Here is an 18575-nt window from a genome sequence, read left to right as displayed (position 1 = left end):
CGGCCGGCAACGGCCGGGCTATGCCAGAAACAGCCGGAACAGCTCGGCCTGGCTGGAAATATTGAGTTTCGAGTAGATCTGCCGGCGGTGCACCTTCACGGTATTGGGCGAGAGCTCCAGCACAGCGGCAAGCGAGAGGTTGGAATGCCCCTTGAGGATCAGCGTCACGATCTCGAGTTCACGCTTGGTCAGCAGCGGATGCTCGATCCGCGCCGCCGGAGCCGCGTTCTTGATCTCCAGCGACAGGCCGGAGACATGGAACCAATGACGGCCAGCCAGAGCGCAAACCAGCGGCGCTGCCGACCGCAAGCGCTGCAAGTCCTCTTCCGAAAACAGCGCCGCATTGCCGGTCCGCGACAGGGAAAGCACGGCGATATAGCCATTCTCCAGCGTCAGGACGAAGCCGATCTCGTCGAGGATCTCGGTGGTCGCGTAATGAATGCGGAAATACTCGGTCTGCGCAAAGTCGTCTGGCGCGATTTCGCGCATCACGATCATCCGCGCACTACTGTCGGCACGCACCGCATCGTAGAAGGGATCGAGCACGAAGGCGCCGGCCAGATATCGGTCGACGATCAGCGCCCGCTCGGCCACGATCTTCTCGTTGTAGAGATCGAAGGCGTGAGCATCGGGCGAGTAGATGAAGCCGTTCATCATCTGGAACGGCGAGAGCAGCCTGAGCGCCGCGGCAAGCGCATCCGGAAAGGACCGCGACCCGATGGCATTCGCTGCCTGAGCGAGAGCAGCATTCCAGACGTCGAAGGCCGGCATCTGGGCAGTTGGTCTCGAAACGGAATTCATGGATCGTCCTGGCACTCGAAAAGCCGCATAGGGCTTAAAACACAGCAAGCACTCTTTCAAAGCGAAATGCAATGACCCCGATGGAACATGCTCACATGACGACGAAACCGGCAGACGCCACTATTTCGCACCCGCTGGACCTCCCCGCGACTGAGATCGCCCGCGGTATCCGCGAAGGGCAGTTCAGTTCCGAATCCATCGTTGCGGAATCGATCCGCCGCGCCAGGCTGGTAACCGCGAGGCTGAACGCCTTCACCGTCATTCGCGAGGATCAAGCGCTTGAAGCCGCCAGCGCTGCCGACCGCGCGGTGACGCGTGGCGAAGCCACCGGGCCGCTTCACGGCGTACCCTTCGCAGCCAAGGACCTGACACCGACCGAGGGCGATCTGACAACACTCGGCTCCTGGACGAGAGGCGATTGGGTTCCCGCCGAAACCGCACTTGTCGTCCACCGTTTGCAGGAGGCCGGCGGTATTCTGATGGGCAAGACCGCCACCCCCGAATTTGCCTATGCAAGCTTCACCCACAGCCCGCGCTGGGGCGTGACGCACAATCCCTGGAATCCCGAGCATACGCCCGGCGGTTCGTCCGGCGGCTCGGCGGTGGCTGTCGCAACCGGCGTCGTGCCCTTCGCCGAAGGCACGGATATGGGCGGTTCGGTCAGAATTCCGGCAGCACTCAGCGGCACCGTCGGCCTGAAGCCCAGCCTCGGCCGCATCCCGATGACCATTCTTCCCAGCGTCTTCGACAATATTTCGCATTTCGGCCCGCTGGCCCGCACCGTCTCCGACGCCGTCTCCTTCATGGAAGCTGCCTCCGGCCCAAGCGACGAAGACATCTCCTCGTTGCCCATTGGCTTCGCTCCTGATGCGGCGAGAACAGGCAGCCTCAAGGGCAAGCGCTTCGCACTCTCGATCGATCTCGGCTACTACCAGATCGAGCCCGAGGTCGAACGCCTTGTCCGCAATGCCGCTGAGGAGCTTCGCCGTGCGGGCGCCATTGTCGATGAGGTCCCGATGCAATGGACCCGCGCCGTCAACGACGAGTGGTTCGACATCTGGTGCGTCTTCATGTCGGGTTTCTTCGGCGATACGATCGAGAGCCACCGCGAAAGGATGGATCCGGCCGTCGTCTCGATGATCGAACGCGGTCTGGCGATGAACGCCACGGCCTACAAGCGCGTCGAGCTGCTGCGCACCCGCATGTGGCGGGACATGGCCTCCCTCTTCCAGACCTATGACGCGCTGCTATGCCCCACCTGCGCCGTCACCGCACCGCTCACCACCGAATGCGACGACGATTATGTCGCGACCGGCCCTGACGGACGCTTCATCGGTCTCGATATGACCTGTCCCTTCAACATGCTGCCGCAGCTGCCCGCCCTCTCGCTGCCCGTCGGCCTTGCCGCGAATGGCCTGCCTGTCGGCCTGCAGATTGTCGGGCGGCGCTTTGCGGATGAGAGCGTGCTTTCGATGGCAGCGGGGCTCGAGGCCCGGCTCGCCGTGCCGAGACTGCCCGCCCCTTGACTTATGCTGCCGATCGTCCGACTTCACTGCTGACGAATGCAAGGAGCAGACCGATGAGCGAAGCCGCGAAGAGCACGATCGACCAGAGCGAAGTTGACCGCTTCTCGGCGATGGCGGCGGAGTGGTGGAGCCCGACCGGCAAGTTCAAGCCGCTGCACAAGTTCAATCCGGTACGGCTGACCTATATCCGCGACAAGGCGGCGGAGAACTTCGGGCTTGATCCGAAAAACCCGAAGCCGCTCGAAGGTCTGCGCGTTCTCGATATCGGCTGCGGCGGCGGACTGCTGTCGGAGCCCGTGGCTCGGATGGGCGCCACAGTCGTCGGCGCCGACCCCTCTGAGAAGAACATCGGCATCGCCTCCACCCATGCCAAGGCATCGGGTGTTTCAGTCGACTACCGCGCTGTCACGGCCGAGCAGCTTGCGGAGGCCGGCGAGACCTTCGATATCGTCCTGAACATGGAAGTCGTCGAGCACGTAGCTGACGTTGAATTCTTCATGACGACCTGCGCCAGGATGGTCCGCCCCGGCGGGATGATGTTCGTCGCCACCATCAACAGAACAATGAAGGCCGCCGCACTGGCGATCTTTGCCGCTGAAAACATCCTGCGCTGGCTGCCGCGCGGCACACATCAATATGAGAAGCTGGTGCGTCCGGAAGAGCTGGAAAAGCCGATGACGGAAAACGGCCTCCAAGTCATCGACCGCACGGGCGTGTTCTTCAATCCGCTTTCCAATCAATGGAACCTGTCGAAGGACATGGACGTCAATTACATGCTGCTGGCGAAACGCCAGCGGTAAGAGAGACGCCTTCAGACCTTCAGCTTGCCGACCCGTTCGAGCAGATCCTGCTGGCGTTCGGCGTTACGCGCTGCAAGCTCCTTGACCCGCTCCCGATCGATCGACAACTCGGACCGAAAGGCTGCTTGAACGTGAATGCGTGCGGGCTTGGTCCGTGGTCGTCGAGATGCTCGAGCCGCTGAGCACCCTCCCCCCAATCCGGCCGATGCGTTGCGGAAACCCACCAGAGCACGAGCGGCGGCCATGCCGGCTTCACATTCCAGCTGCGGGCATTCTTGAGCGCCTCGGCATGCACGCCATTGTAGCTGAACGCCATCAGCGACTCGATATCAGCCCAGAGTGAGAGCGATGATGGCGCGGACGTGAAGCCGCTGCCCTCGATGTAACGCGGAAAGACTTGCCCACCCCAGCTTCTGGTGCCGGGCACGCCCGGATAACCCGAGCGGCCGAGGAAGCCGCTGGCACGCGTCGCCGCCTCGAAGTTCAGCGGCTCGCTCAGGACAAAGCCCTGGATGGTCTCGCTTTCCGGAGGAGCGACGTGGAGGCCAAAATTGTAGAAGGCCAGGCGCTCCGTCTTCATGTCAGTTCACGTCATCTGGCAGAACCGGCAACGCCGCAATCTCGATACCTTCGTCGATCAGCTCTTGCGCCTCATGCGCGGTCGCTTGACCGATGATACCGCGAGCATCAGCCTCGCCGTAGTGGATCTTCCGCGCCTCTTCGGGAAACTTGGTGCCAACGTCTTCGGAGTTCGCCTTGACCTCCGCAACCGCCTGCTTGAGCTTCTGGAACGCTTCGCGGCGCATCGCATCCATGGCGACAGTCTTGATTTCATCCTTCTTCCGCGCCGTCGAAACCGAAGGCGCCATCAGCACCTTCGAGATCGTTGCCGACTTACAGACCGGACACGTCAGAAAGCCGGAGGCCAACTGACGGTCGAAATCGGCACTCTCGGAGAACCAGCCTTCGAATTCGTGCGCATTCTCGCAACTGAGGGAATAGCGAATCAAGCGGTAACGCTTCCGCTCGACGCTGCCGGTATTTTCTCGATTGAAAACTCCCGGCCATTCTTCAGGTTCGGGATCTTGTCATGCGCCGCCTTGACGGCGGCAGGATCGATATCGGCGACGATGACGGCCTCGCCGGTTCCGCCTGCAGAAGCCAGCACGCGTCCCCAGGGATCGATGATCATCGAATGCCCGAAGGTCTCGCGTCCATCCTCGTGAACGCCGGCTTGCGCCGCCGCAATGACGAAGACTCCATTTTCGATGGCTCGGGCGCGCAAAAGGATTTCCCAATGCGCCTCACCGGTCTGCTTGGTGAAGGCGGCAGGCACCGTTATGACCTCAGCACCGGCAACGGCCTGTGCCCGGAAAAGCCCGGGGAAGCGGACATCGTAGCAAATGGTGAAGCCCATCTCGGCAAACGGCAGCGACACGACGCGCGCCTCCGAGCCTGGCCGATAGGCCGCGCTTTCGCGCCAACTCTCGCCATTGTCGAGATCGACATCGAACATGTGGATCTTGTCGTAACGGTTGAGCACCTTGCCATCAGGCCCGAACAGGAAGCCGCGATTGGCCATCTTGCCATCATCGAGCGCGATCGCCGTCGAACCGACATGCATGTAAATGCCGAGCTCGGCGGCAAGCTCCGATGCAGTCTTGACGATGATGTCGTCAGCCTCACCGCGCAGCACCGCCTTGGCGGCTGCCCGATCCCGCTGCAGCATTCCCGTCATCTCGGGCGTCTGAACGTATGTCGCGCCCTGTGCGGCGGCCTCACTAACCAGCCGTGCCATCGACACGGCGTTTCGAGCCGGATCGACACCTGAACACATTTGAACGGCAGCAGCCCTGAAGACCATGGTTCCGGCTCAGGCTGCGAGCATCGGGTCGAGCTTGCCGGCCCGATCGAGTGCGAAGAGGTCGTCGCAACCGCCGACATGTTTGCCGCCGATGAAAATCTGCGGGAATGTCGATCGGCCATTCGACTTGCCGATCATCTCCTGGCGGAGATCGGGAGAGAAGGTCGCGTCATGCTCGACATAGTCGACACCCTTCTGTTCGAGAAGGGATTTTGCGCGTGCGCAATAGCCGCAAGCCTGCCGCGTATAGATCGTTACCGGTGTCATCTCTATCTCCAGACGAGTGCCTGTTTTCACTAGTCATATAGGTTCTGAAAGGGCCCTTGCAAAGGTCAAAACACTGATGTCGGCGGCGCCCGCCTTGCGCAACGCGCGCGTTGCCGCAGCCACTGTCGCCCCTGTCGTATAAACGTCATCGACGAGCACGACACGTTTGCCGAAGACGTCGTTTTCGTGGCCGCGCGCCAACGCGAAGGCTCCCCGGACATTGTCCTCGCGGGCACGGGCGCCGAGACCAACCTGCTGCTCGGTCCGTTTGACGCGCAAAAGCGTTGCCGGAAGCAGCGGCTTGCCGGATAGACTGGCAATATGCCGCGCCAGCTCGGCCGCCTGATTGAACTTGCGCGACAACAGCCGCGAGCGATGCAAGGGCACCGGAATGATTGCGTCGCAAATCTCGACTGTGCCGTCGGCTGCGCGCAGCATCCAGCCCGCCATCATCGGCGCCAGATCGACACGGTCGCGATATTTGAGGCCATGAACGAGATCGCGGACGGCCTCGTCATGGATGGCGGCAGAGCGCAGCCGGTCGAAGGGCGGCGGGTTTGCGATCGCTTCGGCACAGAGAATTCCGACGCCAAGATCGTGCGAGAAGGGAAGTCCGAGAACCTCGCAATAGGGCCGCTCGATGAAGCGCACGCCAGACCAGCATTTGGCACAGAGCCCTCGATGCCCCGCGGTCAGCACCCCGCAGGCCGAACAGGCCGGCGGATAAACCAGATCCGCAAGCATGCGAAAGGGCTGGAGGACAAGCGTCCGTCCGGATTCTCTCAGCCTGCCGAAATCGATTGCCCCCATAGACGAAAGCTAGCTGGTTTTCCAGCAAAGGAAAATCCGTCTTGCCGCTTGAGAATGACGGGACTATTCACGTCGCATGGATATCATTTTCGACAGGGCGGCGATCGCCGCACACCGCCACCGCGCCTTGCAGGCAGGCGATCCGAAGGCCGCGTTCCTTCTCGATATCGCCGCCGAGGAGCTGGCCGAGAGACTGTCGGTGGTCGAGCGCACCTTCGAGCACGCCGTCGAACTGCACGGCGCGACGGGCGCGGCGGCGCGCGCCGCATTGGCAACCGGCAAGATCGGCGATCTCAGGCGCATCGAAGTGCAGGATGTTTCCGGCGCTCCCGGCGAACTTCAGGTCGCGCCGCTGGAGGACGTTCCGCTCGAACCGCAATCCGCCAACCTCGTCATCGCGCCGCTCAGCCTGCATTTGACCAACGACACCCCCGGCGTCTTCATCCAGATCAAGCGTGCACTGCGGCCTGACGGCCTGTTCCTGGCAGCCATTCCCGGCGCTGGAACGCTGCAGGAACTGCGCGATGTTCTGCTTGCGACCGAGGCCGAAATGACCGGCGGCGCCAGCCCCCGTGTCATTCCTTTTGCCGATGTGCGCGATGTCGGCGGATTGTTGCAGCGCGCCGGCTTCTCGCTGCCTGTCATTGATGCCGAAACCTATACGGTGCGCTACGATTCGATCTTTCCCCTGATGAAGGATCTGCGGGCGATGGGGATGGCGAACCCGCTCGCCGCGCGCAGCCGCAAGCCACTGACCCGCGCCTTCTTTCTGCGCGCAGCCGAAATCTACGCCGAGCGCTACTCCGATCCGGATGGCCGGATCCGCGCGACATTCTCGATAATCTACGTCTCGGGATGGGCTCCTCACGAGAGCCAGCAGAAGCCCCTTCAGCCGGGATCGGCGAAGGCACGCCTTGCCGATGCTTTACGCGTCGAAGAGCACAAGTTGAAGCAGTGAAGCGCTGATTTACGGGTTATGCGCGGCGATCGTGTTGCTGACATTCGTCAGCATGGTCTGGAGATTGTTGCCGAAGGTACCGACACCGGCAATAATGCCGACGGAGATCAATGCCGCCAGCAAGCCATATTCGATGGCGGTAGCGCCGCGGATATCCGCGATCAAAGCCTTCAGAGAACGCATTACCCCCAACCTTTCCCGCATATGGCGGTGACCTTTTCCTCTGCGCCCCGGCAGACGGTCTTCCCTCAGCAGCCGGCGCCCGAACCGTACCCCTGGACGACGCAGACGGAGCCAGGGCTTTCCTGGAGCACGCTGCGGCGGATTGTGTAGCGCTTGCCGTTCTCGGTCTTGGGGATCGAGCCCGTCGTGATGTTGTCGAATTCCGTCGGCACGCTGGCAAACACGCTGGACTTCGATTTATCGGCGAGCATCGGCGTGAGGATCAACGTCAGGGCGACCGCGGCTGTGCCGAACAGCAAGGCAAGATTAAGCGCACCCGTCCTGCGCGAGGCATTCGAGCTCTGCTGCTTCTCTCTGACTGCTTTCCAGAAATCGTCGTCCATCCGTCAAGCCTTTACACACACACGCCGGTTGCTTGATTGAGGCCGATCTTTGGCAGAAGGTGATAAACGATCGATTAATATCCGCGGACAAAAACCATCCGTGAAAGTAAATCGTGAGAAATCTCTAAAGTAGATCCTGCAGCATCGGTATCAGCGGCTCGTCGGCCGGTGGCATCGGATAATCGCGCAATGCCATGGGCTTAACCCATTTCAGCGCCTGGCCTTCGCGGCCCTGCGGAACGCCTTCGTAGCGGCGGCATACATAAAGCGGCATCAGCAAATGAAATGTGTCATAGCTGTGGCTGGCGAAAGTCAGCGGCGCCAGACAGGCGACCTTGGTCTTGATGCCGAGCTCTTCCTCGAGCTCCCGCACCAGCGTTTCCTCCGGCGTCTCGCCGGGCTCCAGCTTGCCGCCCGGAAATTCCCAGAGCCCTGCAAGCGATTTCCCCTCCGGGCGCTGCGCCAGAAGAATTCGCCCATCGGAATCGATCAGCGCGCAGGCGGCAACCAGAAGGATCTTCTTGCCGGCCTCGCTCATCCGCAGCGATCCTTGCGCCAGTAGCTGTAGCGATAGGCTTCGCGAAAGCCGATCCGCTCGTAAAGAGCGAGCGCCGGCGCATTGTCCGCCTTTACCTGAAGCCAGGCGGAGCGCGCAGAGCGCATCCGTGCCCAGCGCAGCGCAGACGTCAGGATTTCGAGACCCAGCCCCTCGCGCCGGCGCTCCCGCGCAACCGATAGCGACATGATACCCGCGAGATCGTTGTCCTGAACGCAGAGCACTGTCGCCAGCGGACCGGTCTCCGGATCCTCGATCATGAACAAGCCGGATGGCGGCTTGATCGCATTGATGATCTCGGCAAGCGCCGGCTTCAGTTTCGCCGAGACCTGATCGGTCGCCAGATTGGCATCGACGAAGCGGCCGATATCGTGGGTCGGGAGATGATCGAGCGTATCGGGAAGCTCGGCCTGCGTCAGATCGCAGGTCATGACGATCGTCTCGTCGAAATGCGTCCAGTTCTGCGCTGCCACCAGATCCACCAGCAAGGGCGAGCAGAGCGGCGTTTGCCGCAAAACCGCCGGGCGGCCATAGGCCTCGAACTTGCGGCTCGCCTTTTCCACGCGGATTTCGATGTCGCGATGGTCGGACGGATCGAGCGGCACGATGGAATTCAGGCGGTTGGACGGATGACCGGCCGTCAAACGCACCTGCCAACTGCCATCATATTGCACGGACGAGGCCGGCCAGGCCCGGAACCCGACGGCCTCGAGCCTGCGCACCAGCGGCAGATTTGCACTTTTTGAAGAAGTCTCAGTCAATGAACGATCAGCTCCGGTAGTCGCCGTTGATCGCCACATACTCCTTAGTGAGGTCGCAGGTCCAGACCGTTGCGTGACCATTCCCGAGGCCGATATCGACTTTGACAGGAATATCCTGCTCCTTCATGACATTCGAGGCCGCCTCTTCGGAGTAGCCGGGGTCACGCTCGCCGTTGACGGCAACGCGCACGTCACCGAACCAGATCGCCAGCCTGTCGCGGTCCGCCATCTCGCCGGCCTTGCCGACAGCCATGACGATACGCCCCCAATTGGCGTCTTCGCCGGCAGCCGCGGTCTTCACCAGCGGTGAATTGGCGATCGAAAGCGCGATGCGCTTTGCGGCAGCGTCGCTCTCGGCGCCGGTCACGGTGATCTCCAGCATCTTCGTGGCGCCTTCGCCATCGCGACAAACCTGCAGGGCGAGATCCTTGAGCACTTCATTGAGCGCTACGCGGAAAGTCGCGAGGCGGGCATCGTCGGCGCGCTCGACGCGGGCCTGACCGTCTGCCGTAGCCGCACCCGTTGCAAACAGCATCAGCGTATCGGATGTCGAGGTGTCGCTATCGACAGTCATCGAGTTGAAGGTCGGGCCAACGCCCTCGGACAGCATCGCCTGCAGGACAGCCGGGGCAATATCGGCATCGGTCACCACGAAGGACAGCATCGTCGCCATATCGGGCGCGATCATGCCAGCGCCCTTGGCGATGCCGTTGATGGTGACGGTCGCACCACCGATCTCGGCGCTGCGCGTGGCGACCTTCGGATAGGTATCGGTCGTCATGATCGCCTTGGCAGCTTCGAACCAGAAGTCGCCACTCGCATCGCGATGCATGGCATCCAGAACACCAGCAAACTTGGTCGCATCCAGCGGCTCACCGATGACGCCGGTCGATGCCAGGTAGATTTCATTCTCGCCGCAGCCGACGGCGGCGGCAGCCGACTTCGCCGTCAGCTCGGTCGCAGCGCGACCCTTGAGGCCAGTAAAGGCGTTGGCATTGCCGGAATTGACAACGACGGCGCGTGCAATGCCATGCGGCAGGTTGGCGCGGCAGAAATCGACAGGCGCCGAAGGGCATTTCGAACGCGTGAAAACGCCCGCAACCGAGGCAGGCTTGTCGAAGACCATCATCAGCACGTCGGTCCGGTTCTTGTACTTGATGCCTGCAGAAGCGGTCGCCATGCGCACACCGCGCAGCGCAGGCATGGATGCGAAGGTCTTCGGGGCGAGCGGAGAAACGGAACCGGACATTGTGATGGACCTGCCTGATAGTGAAGGGCCCGGAAGAACCGGGCCCGAATAGTGATGATTACTGCTGCGGCTGAACGACGGGCTCTTGACCCGGCGCCGGCTGCTTGTTCGCATCCTCGTAACCCTTGCGCAGGGTTTCGTCCATGATGTCGACCTTGGACTTTTCCTTCGCGGAAGCGAGAAGAGCAAGATACTTGTCGCGCATGACGAGCTGACGAACCTGATCCTTGACCTGATCGAACGGCGGCGGAGGTGCGTCGCGCTTATCTTCGACCTTGATGACGTGATAGCCGAAATCGGTCTTCACAGGGGTCTTCGAGTAGGTTCCCTTGTCGAGCGCGAAGGCTGCGTCTTCGAATTCCTTGACCATGCGGCCCTTGGTGAAATAGCCGAGATCGCCCCCGTCAGCCTTGTTCGGGTCGGTGGACTTTTCCTTGGCGAGCTCTGCGAAATCCTTGCCGGCGTCGAGCTGCTTGATGACGTCCTTGGCTTCGTCTTCGGTCTTCACCAGGATGTGGCGGGCATGCACTTCTTCCTGCTTCGGAAGAGCGGCGACTTCCTTGTCGTAGCGCGCCTTCACTTCGTCGTCGGTAACGGTGTCAACGACGTGCTTCTTGAAGTAGGCGTTGTGCAGTTCGCGGTCCGTCAGATACTGAAGGCGCTTCTTGAACTCGTCGGTCTGATCGAGCTTTTCCGTGGCGGCATCGCCGGCGAGCAGCTTTACGTCGATGGCGGCGGAAAGCGCTGCGACCTTCTTCTGATCGTCAGGCAGCTGCGCCAGCTGCGGATCGAGATTGGCGATCGCCAGATCCAGTTCCGACTGATGAATTTCCAGAGTGCCAACCTTGGCAATGACGGCATCCGGCTTGTCTTCAGCATAGACCGGCGCATGGAACGCAACGAAGGTCGCGACCGCCATCACGGCAAGTTTGTTGTAGCTCAACATCAAATAACCTTTCAGAGTTACACCGCCGGCTTCAGCATCATGTGTGAATCCAGCCCAAAACAGCGTTCAACACTGGAATGTGGCCTTTCTATATCAGCCAAATCCGTTGACATCATTCGACCCCCCTCTTATCTGTCACGCAACCTCGCGTCCAGAAAAGTTTCCTGGCGTTTCGAGACGCGTGCCTGATTTTCGGCTGGGCATTCGTATAAGAAAAGCCGGGGAAGAATATTGAGAAAGGACCAGTCATATGGTCAGCTTTGGCGGCCTTGCCCGCAAGATATTTGGCTCTGCCAATGACCGCCGCGTGCGGTCTTTCCAGCCGAAAGTCGCAGACATCAATGCGATTGAAGAAAAGACGCGGGCATTGAGCGACGAACAGCTCGCCGCTCAGACGGTCGAGTTCCGCAAGCTCCTCGCCGAAGGCAAGACGCTCGACGACATCCTGGTGCCCGCCTTCGCGGTCGTCCGCGAGGCCTCGCGCCGTGTACTCGGCATGCGACCTTTTGACGTACAGCTCGTCGGCGGCATGATCCTTCACTCCGGCGATATCGCAGAGATGAAGACCGGTGAAGGTAAGACACTGGTCGCAACCCTGCCGGTTTATCTGAACGCGCTTTCCGGCAAGGGCGTGCACGTCGTCACCGTCAACGACTACCTGGCGCAGCGCGACGCGGCGACCATGGGCAAGGTCTACGGCTTCCTCGGGCTGACCACGGGCGTCATCGTCCACGGCCTTTCCGACGAGGAACGCGCCGCCGCCTATGGCTGCGACATCACCTACGCGACCAACAACGAGCTCGGCTTCGATTATCTGCGCGATAACATGAAGTACGAGAAGAACCAGATGGTTCAGCGCGGCCATAACTTCGCGATCGTCGACGAAGTGGACTCGATCCTCGTCGATGAAGCGCGCACGCCGCTGATCATCTCCGGTCCGCTGGACGACCGCTCCGATCTCTACAACACGATCGATGCCTATATCCCGCTCCTCTCGGACGGCGACTATGAGATCGATGAAAAGCAGCGTTCTGCCAACTTCTCCGAAGAAGGCACCGAAAAGCTTGAAAACCTGCTGAAACAGGCCGGCCTGCTGAAGGGCAACGCACTCTACGACATCGAAAACGTCGCGATCGTTCACCACGTCAATAACGCGCTGAAGGCCCACAAGCTGTTCCAGCGCGACAAGGACTATATCGTCCGCAACGACGAGATCGTTATCATCGACGAATTCACCGGCCGCATGATGCCGGGACGCCGTTATTCGGAAGGCCAGCACCAGGCGCTCGAAGCCAAGGAAAAGGTCAAGATCCAGCCTGAGAACCAGACACTGGCGCAGATCACGTTCCAGAATTATTTCCGCATGTACGGCAAGCTCGCCGGCATGACCGGTACGGCGCAGACGGAAGCGGAAGAATTCGGCAACATCTACGGCCTCGAAGTCGTCGAAGTACCGACCAACCTGCCGATCCAGCGTATCGATGAAGACGACGAGGTCTACCGGACCTTTGAGGAGAAGTTCAAGGCGATCATCGCCGAGATCGCCGAGGCGCAAAAGCGCAACCAGCCCGTTCTGGTTGGCACGACCTCGATCGAGAAGTCCGAACTGCTGGCCGACATGATGCGCAAGCAGGGCTTCAAGGACTTTCAGGTCCTCAACGCCCGCTATCATGAGCAGGAAGCCTATATCGTCGCACAGGCCGGCGTTCCCGGCGCCGTTACGATCGCCACCAACATGGCCGGCCGCGGTACCGACATTCAGCTCGGCGGCAATCTCGACATGCGTGTCGAGCGCGAGCTCGATGGCGTCGAGCCCGGCCCGGAATACGACGCGAAGGTCGAGGCGATCCGCGAAGAGATCAAGCAGCTCAAGGAAAAGGCGATTGCCGCAGGCGGTCTCTACGTCATCGCGACAGAGCGTCACGAAAGCCGCCGTATCGACAACCAGCTGCGTGGCCGTTCCGGCCGCCAGGGCGACCCTGGCCGTTCGAAGTTCTACCTGTCGCTTCAGGACGACCTGATGCGCATCTTCGGCTCCGACCGTATGGATTCGATGCTGACGAAGCTCGGCCTCAAGGAAGGCGAAGCGATCGTCCATCCCTGGATCAACAAGGCCCTCGAGCGCGCCCAGAAGAAGGTCGAAGCCCGCAACTTCGACATCCGCAAAAACCTGCTCAAGTATGACGACGTTCTGAACGATCAGCGCAAGGTCATCTTCGACCAGCGCCTGGAGCTGATGGAATCGGCCAATATCGCCGAGACCGTTTCGGACATGCGCCGCGAAGTCATCGAAGATCTCGTCGACAAGCACATCCCCGAGCGCGCCTATGCCGAACAGTGGGATGCTGCCGGTCTGAAGGAACAGGTCGTCAGCCTGCTGAACCTTGATCTGCCCGTCGAAGACTGGGTCAAGGAAGAAGGTATCGGCGAAGACGATATCCGCGAGCGCCTGACCGAAGCCTCCAACGCCGCCTTCACGGAGAAGGCCGAACGTTTCGGTGATGACATCATGCGCTATGTCGAGCGCTCGATCGTCATGCAGACGCTCGACCATCTCTGGCGCGAACACATCGTCAATCTCGATCACCTGCGCTCGGTCATCGGTTTCCGCGGCTATGCGCAGCGCGATCCGTTGCAGGAATACAAGTCGGAAGCCTTCGAGCTCTTCCAGTCGCTGCTGAACAACCTCCGCCAGGCGGTCACCGCACAGCTGATGCGCGTCGAACTGGTCCAGCAGGCGCCTGCCGAACCAGAACTTCCGGTCATGCACGCACAGCACCTAGACCCGGCGACCGGCGAGAACGAATTTGCGACGGCTTACCAGGCCTCGGAAGTCATCGTCGCTCCCGAGAACCGCGACCCGAACGACCCCTCCACCTGGGGCAAGGTCGGCCGCAACGAAGCCTGCCCTTGCGGCTCGGGCAAGAAGTTCAAGCACTGCCACGGCGCATTTGCCGAAGCGTAAGAGCTTGGATAGACAATGAAGATGCCGCCTCCGGGTGGCATTTTCATTTGCGGCACAGACAACCGCGATATTAAGCGCCGCGGATGCGCCACAACCGTTTCTTAACCCTGATCTGGCAAGACTGACGATACGATTTGCCTGAGTTCTGGGTTGTGCGTGTTCATTATGGCAGTCATTGAGACGGCGGAAAAAATGCTGCCCGCGAGCCTGCGTCCCGCCGGAAGCCGGGTTCTCCACATGCTTGCCGCCGTGCTGACCCAGCGGGATGGCAAGGCGACCGCCCAGCGCATGGCGCTGACGGCCTTCGCAATCCGCATCCTCAGCGCCGCCCTAGCCTTCGTTTCCCAGATCGTCCTTGCGCGGCTGATGGGCGAGTGGGAATACGGTATCTACGTCTTCATCTGGGTACTGATCGTTCTTTTCGGCGACCTCTCCTGCCTCGGTTTCCACACCGCGATCGTTCGCTTCCTGCCGCAATACAAGGCATCGGGCGCTTTCGAGGAAATCCGCGGCCTGACCGGCACCGCCCGCATCTTCGCGATCCTTTCCGGTTCGCTGCTGATGGTGTTTGGCATGGCAGGCCTGCATTTCTTCGGCGACAGGATTGCGACCTACTATCTGATCCCCGGCTTCCTTGGCCTTCTCGCTCTACCGATGATCGCGCTCGGAGACGTCCTGGAGGGTACTTCGCGCGCCAATCACTGGCCGGTCATGGCCCTGAGCCCGATCTATATCATCCGGCCGGTACTGATCATCGTCTTTATGCTCATCGCGAACGCGATGGGTGCAGATCATACCGCCGTCACGGCGATGCAGGCTGCTCTCGCTGCTACCTACGTTACGGCGCTTGGCCAATATGCCGCGACGCTGCTACGCCTGCGCCACCACTACGACACCGGAGATCGCAAGGTTGATTTCATCGTTTGGCTGAGCGTCGCCTTCCCGATCTTTCTGATCGAGGGTGCCAGCTTCCTGCTGACCAACTCCGATGTCGTCATCGTCGGTATCTTTCTTGAGCCGCATGATGTCGCAATATACTTCGCTGCAGCCAAAACCATGGCGCTGGTGCAGTTCATCATGTTTTCGGTAAAGGCTGCCTCCGGCCCGCGTTTCTCCAGCATAATCGCCGACGGCACGAGGGGCGAGCTCGCCTCTGCCGCCGCCGACGCTGCGCGATGGACGTTCTGGCCGGCACTTGGCGTCGGCCTCGCGGTCCTTGCCGCTGGCCACCTGCTTCTATCGCTATTCGGTGGAGCCTTCACCGCCGGCTATGTTCTGATGGCGATCCTGCTTGCCGGCATTCTTGCCAAGGCGCTGGTTGGCCCGGCCGAAATGCTGCTGATGATGGCAGGCAAGCAGAACCTCTGCGCTGCCCTCTATGCTGGCGCGCTGACGGCCAATATCACGCTGAACCTGACCCTTATCCCCCACCTCGGAACCATCGGCACCGCGATCGCCACGGCATCGGCGATGGCCGTCGAGGCAACACTTCTTCATATCGCTGTGCGGCGCACGCTTGGCATCGTACTTTTTGCATTCAGCCGCCCGGCGATTGCGCAGGCAGACAGGAAGGCCCCTTGATGGTGCGCACCCCTCCGAATACCGAGTCCACCGACGCTACCACCAACCGGATGGTTCACGAGCTCGCCTCGCTGAATTTCGAGGGACCGCAGGCCGAGGCCCGCGTCGAGATCGGCCGCCTGGGGCGCGAGCTTTGCGTCTATCCCGGCAAGCTCGGCTACGAGCTGCAGGATGAACTCGACTTCCTGTCGAACCGGGCGATCGAACCGAACGTTTTCTTCACCGGCCGCTTCCTGGCGCCCGCCATGCCGCGCCTCGACGACCGGCAGGTCAGCTTCGCGCTGATGCGTGATACCGGCGGCAATCGCAGCCGCATGCGCTTCCTGATGCCGTTCTCCGTCGAGAAGCCGGGCTTTGCCGTCGGCCCATCGATCATCCGTGCGTGGTCGAACAGCTTCGCGCCGCTTGGAACGCCGCTTGTCGATGCCGAGGATGCAGCCGAGACGCTCGACAATCTCTTCGAGGGCCTGACGATCCGCGATCTCAGGCTGCCCCCCATTCTGGTCCTTCCGGATCTGCGGCTGAACGGCATTTTCGCTCGGCTCGTCAAAGCCGTCGCGCTGAGCCGCAACCTGCCGATCACCATGACAAACCCCTTCGAGCGTCCGATGCTGCAGAGCGAGGAAGACGCCGCCGTCTATCTCACAAGCTCCGTATCCTCGTCGCACATGCGCGAGATGCGCCGGCAATGGCGGCTTCTTGAGGACAAGGGCACGGTGACCTACAGCGTCGCCCGCCAGCCGCGCGACGTGCATATGCGCTTCGAACAGTTTCTCGCCATGGAAGCCGGCGGATGGAAGGGCAAGAAGCGCAGCGCGCTCGCCACCGACCGCTACCACACCGCCTTCGCCCGCGAAGCCGTCTCCAATCTGGCAGCCATCGACGCGGTCCGTATTCACACCATCGACTTTAACGGCAAGGCGATTGCCGCCATCGTCGTGCTGATGATGGGTGGCGAGGCCTATACTTGGAAAACCGCCTATGACGAGGAGTTTGCCCGCTATTCGCCCGGCAAGCTGCTGATGGGCGAGTTGACGGAATGGCATCTCGACGACGCCAACATCATCAGGTCCGATTCCTGCGCCATTCCCGGCCACCCGATCATGAGCCGCTTCTGGAAGGAACGCGAGGAGATGGGAACGCTGGTCATCGGCCTGTCGCAGAACGGCGACCGGGACGTGCGCCAGGCGGCAACCCAGCTGCACATGTACAGCAACACCCGCAACATGGCGAAAATGCTGCGCGCCAAGATCATGTCGCTTGCCGGACGCGGCTAGGCGGTCTCTGCGGCGGCGCGCTCCCGCAGCGTTCGCCGGATCACCTTGCCAGTCGTCGTCAAAGGCAGCGCATCGACGAATTCCACTTCACGTGGATATTCGTGCATCGAGAGGCGCATCTTCACCCAGTCGCGGATTTCGGCGGCAAGTCCCGCGCTTGGCACAAAGCCCTGTGACAGCACGACATAGGCCTTGACGATCTCGGTGCGGACCGGGTCCGGCTTGCCGACCGCCGCTGCCAGCTGCACCGCGGGGTGGCCGGACAGGCAATCCTCGATCTCCGCCGGCCCGATCCGGTATCCGGATGAGGTGATGACGTCGTCGTCGCGGCCCTCGAAGGTGATGAAGCCTTCTTCATCCTGATGCGCCAGGTCTCCTGTCAGCAGCCAGCCGTTGGCGAACTTGCGCTCCGTCGCGTCATCATCGTTCCAGTAGCCAAGAAACATCACCGGATCCGGCGCCCTGACACCGATCTGCCCGGTCTGCCCCACCGGCAGCTCGTTGCCCTTGTCATCGACGACGGCAGCCAGATGCCCCGGCACCGGCCGCCCGATCGCCCCCGCCTTCGAAACGCCGGCGGCGGCACTTGAGGAGATCACAAAATTGCACTCAGTCTGACCGTAGAATTCGTTGACGGTCATTCCCAGCGCATCGCGCACCCAGTTATAGGTCTCGCGGCCGAGAGACTCGCCCGCCGAACCGATTGTGCGCAGATCAAGATGGTATTTCTGGTGCAGATCGCCGCCAGCCTTCAATAGCCTGAGCGCCGTTGGCGGAATGAAGGCGTTGCGCACATGCATCTCCGCCATGATCCGGTAGGCCGTATCCGCATCGAATTTCTGGGCCGGCGATGAAACCACGGGCACGCCGAGCAGCAGGCTTGGCAGCAGCGCGTTCAGCAATCCGCCCGCCCAAGCCCAGTCGGATGGCGTCCACACCTTGTCTCCCGCCTGCGGGAACCCCTCATGGGCAAACTGCATGCCCGGAATATGGCCCGCGAGCACGCGATGGCCATGCAAGGCGCCCTTCGGCGGACCCGTCGTGCCCGAGGTGAAGATCATCAGCGCCGGATCATCGGGGCCGGTCCCGGCGGCCTCGAAGACAGGCGAATACGCTGCGACCAGATCTGCGAAATAAAGCGCTTCTCCGCCGTCGATCGAAATGACCGTCTTCAGTTCGGGAAGCCGGTCGCGGATTTTCGCGATCCGCGTCATCCCGAAGGCATTGGTGATGACAGCGGATGCGCCTGCCGTCTTCAGCCGGTATTCCAGCGCCTCGACACCAAAAAGCAGCGCCAGTGGCAGCGCGATGGCGCCCATCTTGTAGATCGCGACATGCGAAATGACAGTCTCGAAGGATTGCGGCAGCAGCAATGCCACACGATCGCCGCGCCGGATACCGAGCGAAACCAGCGCGTTGGCGAGTGACGCCGACCTCTGAGAAAGCTCGCCATAGCTCATCGCTTGATGGCGGCCGTCAGGGTTGAAATGTTCGAGACAGATCCTGCCAGACTCTCTTGCAGCCCAATCGTCGCTGACCGCCCGGCCGATATTGAAATCACCTGGAATGTCCCACGCAAATTCACGGTAGAGATCGTCGTACCGATCGAAGTCGGGCAATTTCATAGGTCAGGTCCAGTCGATGCTGC

18 protein-coding genes and 1 pseudogene are annotated in these 18575 nt (G+C 61.4%); 6 read left to right on the top strand and 13 right to left on the bottom strand.

From position 1 onward, the window contains the following. Positions 1–18 precede the first annotated feature (18 nt). Entirely contained in the window at positions 19–801 is a 783-nt protein-coding gene (locus tag AC1DNK_RS12710) for a response regulator transcription factor (RefSeq protein WP_112517664.1), read from the bottom strand. A 95-nt stretch (positions 802–896) separates the two neighbouring features. Here AC1DNK_RS12710 and AC1DNK_RS12705 point away from each other — a divergent pair, with 95 nt between their 5' ends. After that, positions 897–2327: an amidase gene (locus AC1DNK_RS12705; protein WP_477941378.1), complete on the top strand. Its 1431-nt coding sequence runs from the start codon at positions 897–899 to the stop codon at positions 2325–2327. A gap of 53 nt (positions 2328–2380) precedes the next feature. Further along, the gene (gene ubiG, locus AC1DNK_RS12700; RefSeq protein ID WP_477941377.1) at positions 2381–3127 is read left to right on the top strand and encodes a bifunctional 2-polyprenyl-6-hydroxyphenol methylase/3-demethylubiquinol 3-O-methyltransferase UbiG; all 747 of its coding nucleotides are present in this window, start codon (positions 2381–2383) and stop codon (positions 3125–3127) included. An 11-nt stretch (positions 3128–3138) separates the two neighbouring features. Here the strand turns inward: ubiG and AC1DNK_RS12695 are convergent. From AC1DNK_RS12695 to AC1DNK_RS12675, 5 genes and pseudogenes are all read right to left on the bottom strand, one after another. Next, positions 3139–3707 (bottom strand): annotated as a pseudogene (locus tag AC1DNK_RS12695) (DUF3291 domain-containing protein). A gap of 1 nt (position 3708) precedes the next feature. After that, the gene (locus tag AC1DNK_RS12690) at positions 3709–4137 is read right to left on the bottom strand and encodes a DUF1178 family protein (RefSeq protein WP_112517666.1); all 429 of its coding nucleotides are present in this window, start codon (positions 4135–4137) and stop codon (positions 3709–3711) included. After that, the gene (locus tag AC1DNK_RS12685; RefSeq protein ID WP_477941375.1) at positions 4134–4991 is read right to left on the bottom strand and encodes a carbon-nitrogen hydrolase family protein; all 858 of its coding nucleotides are present in this window, start codon (positions 4989–4991) and stop codon (positions 4134–4136) included. The genes AC1DNK_RS12690 and AC1DNK_RS12685 overlap by 4 nt, the downstream gene beginning before the upstream one ends. 9 nt (positions 4992–5000) lie before the next feature. Then, positions 5001–5258: a glutaredoxin 3 gene (gene grxC / locus AC1DNK_RS12680; protein ID WP_477941374.1), complete on the bottom strand. Its 258-nt coding sequence runs from the start codon at positions 5256–5258 to the stop codon at positions 5001–5003. Positions 5259–5291: 33 nt separating this feature from the next. Next, entirely contained in the window at positions 5292–6068 is a 777-nt protein-coding gene (locus AC1DNK_RS12675; protein ID WP_477941373.1) for a ComF family protein, read from the bottom strand. A gap of 76 nt (positions 6069–6144) precedes the next feature. Between AC1DNK_RS12675 and AC1DNK_RS12670 the strand changes: the two genes are divergently transcribed. Next, positions 6145–7026 carry a class I SAM-dependent methyltransferase gene (locus AC1DNK_RS12670; protein WP_477941372.1) on the top strand — a complete coding sequence of 294 codons (882 nt, stop codon included), beginning with the start codon at positions 6145–6147 and terminating at the stop codon, positions 7024–7026. Positions 7027–7035: 9 nt separating this feature from the next. On the opposite strand, the gene AC1DNK_RS12665 is transcribed toward AC1DNK_RS12670, so the two are convergent. From AC1DNK_RS12665 to AC1DNK_RS12640, 6 genes are all read right to left on the bottom strand, one after another. Then, entirely contained in the window at positions 7036–7209 is a 174-nt protein-coding gene (locus AC1DNK_RS12665) for a Flp family type IVb pilin (RefSeq protein WP_112386096.1), read from the bottom strand. 65 nt (positions 7210–7274) lie between these two features. Beyond that, positions 7275–7592 (bottom strand): hypothetical protein, encoded by a 318-nt coding sequence (locus tag AC1DNK_RS12660; RefSeq protein ID WP_112386097.1) that lies wholly within the window; start codon positions 7590–7592, stop codon positions 7275–7277. A 124-nt stretch (positions 7593–7716) separates the two neighbouring features. Then, the gene (gene mutT / locus AC1DNK_RS12655; RefSeq protein WP_477941371.1) at positions 7717–8130 is read right to left on the bottom strand and encodes an 8-oxo-dGTP diphosphatase MutT; all 414 of its coding nucleotides are present in this window, start codon (positions 8128–8130) and stop codon (positions 7717–7719) included. Beyond that, entirely contained in the window at positions 8127–8948 is an 822-nt protein-coding gene (locus tag AC1DNK_RS12650; RefSeq protein ID WP_477941370.1) for a GNAT family N-acetyltransferase, read from the bottom strand. The genes mutT and AC1DNK_RS12650 overlap by 4 nt, the downstream gene beginning before the upstream one ends. After that, the gene (gene argJ, locus AC1DNK_RS12645; RefSeq protein ID WP_477941368.1) at positions 8917–10158 is read right to left on the bottom strand and encodes a bifunctional glutamate N-acetyltransferase/amino-acid acetyltransferase ArgJ; all 1242 of its coding nucleotides are present in this window, start codon (positions 10156–10158) and stop codon (positions 8917–8919) included. The genes AC1DNK_RS12650 and argJ overlap by 32 nt, the downstream gene beginning before the upstream one ends. Positions 10159–10216: 58 nt before the next feature. Continuing rightward, positions 10217–11104, bottom strand: a complete 888-nt coding sequence (locus AC1DNK_RS12640) for a peptidylprolyl isomerase (protein WP_112386101.1) — start codon at positions 11102–11104, stop codon at positions 10217–10219. 250 nt (positions 11105–11354) lie between these two features. Between AC1DNK_RS12640 and secA the strand changes: the two genes are divergently transcribed. From secA to AC1DNK_RS12625, 3 genes are all read left to right on the top strand, one after another. Further along, positions 11355–14069, top strand: coding sequence for a preprotein translocase subunit SecA (gene secA, locus AC1DNK_RS12635; protein ID WP_112517675.1), 2715 nt, complete (start codon positions 11355–11357; stop codon positions 14067–14069). Positions 14070–14234: 165 nt separating this feature from the next. Beyond that, positions 14235–15650 (top strand): lipopolysaccharide biosynthesis protein, encoded by a 1416-nt coding sequence (locus tag AC1DNK_RS12630; RefSeq protein ID WP_477941367.1) that lies wholly within the window; start codon positions 14235–14237, stop codon positions 15648–15650. Then, positions 15650–16927 carry a GNAT family N-acetyltransferase gene (locus AC1DNK_RS12625; protein ID WP_477941366.1) on the top strand — a complete coding sequence of 426 codons (1278 nt, stop codon included), beginning with the start codon at positions 15650–15652 and terminating at the stop codon, positions 16925–16927. The genes AC1DNK_RS12630 and AC1DNK_RS12625 overlap by 1 nt, the downstream gene beginning before the upstream one ends. Here the strand turns inward: AC1DNK_RS12625 and AC1DNK_RS12620 are convergent. After that, entirely contained in the window at positions 16924–18552 is a 1629-nt protein-coding gene (locus AC1DNK_RS12620; protein ID WP_477941365.1) for an AMP-binding protein, read from the bottom strand. The two genes, AC1DNK_RS12625 and AC1DNK_RS12620, sit on opposite strands and share 4 nt — an antisense overlap. Positions 18553–18575 lie beyond the last annotated feature (23 nt).

This window comes from Rhizobium sp. 01N424 (assembly GCF_056399485.1).
The sequence above is the reverse complement of the archived record's forward strand: the minus strand, read 5'-3'. Positions and strand labels throughout refer to the sequence as shown.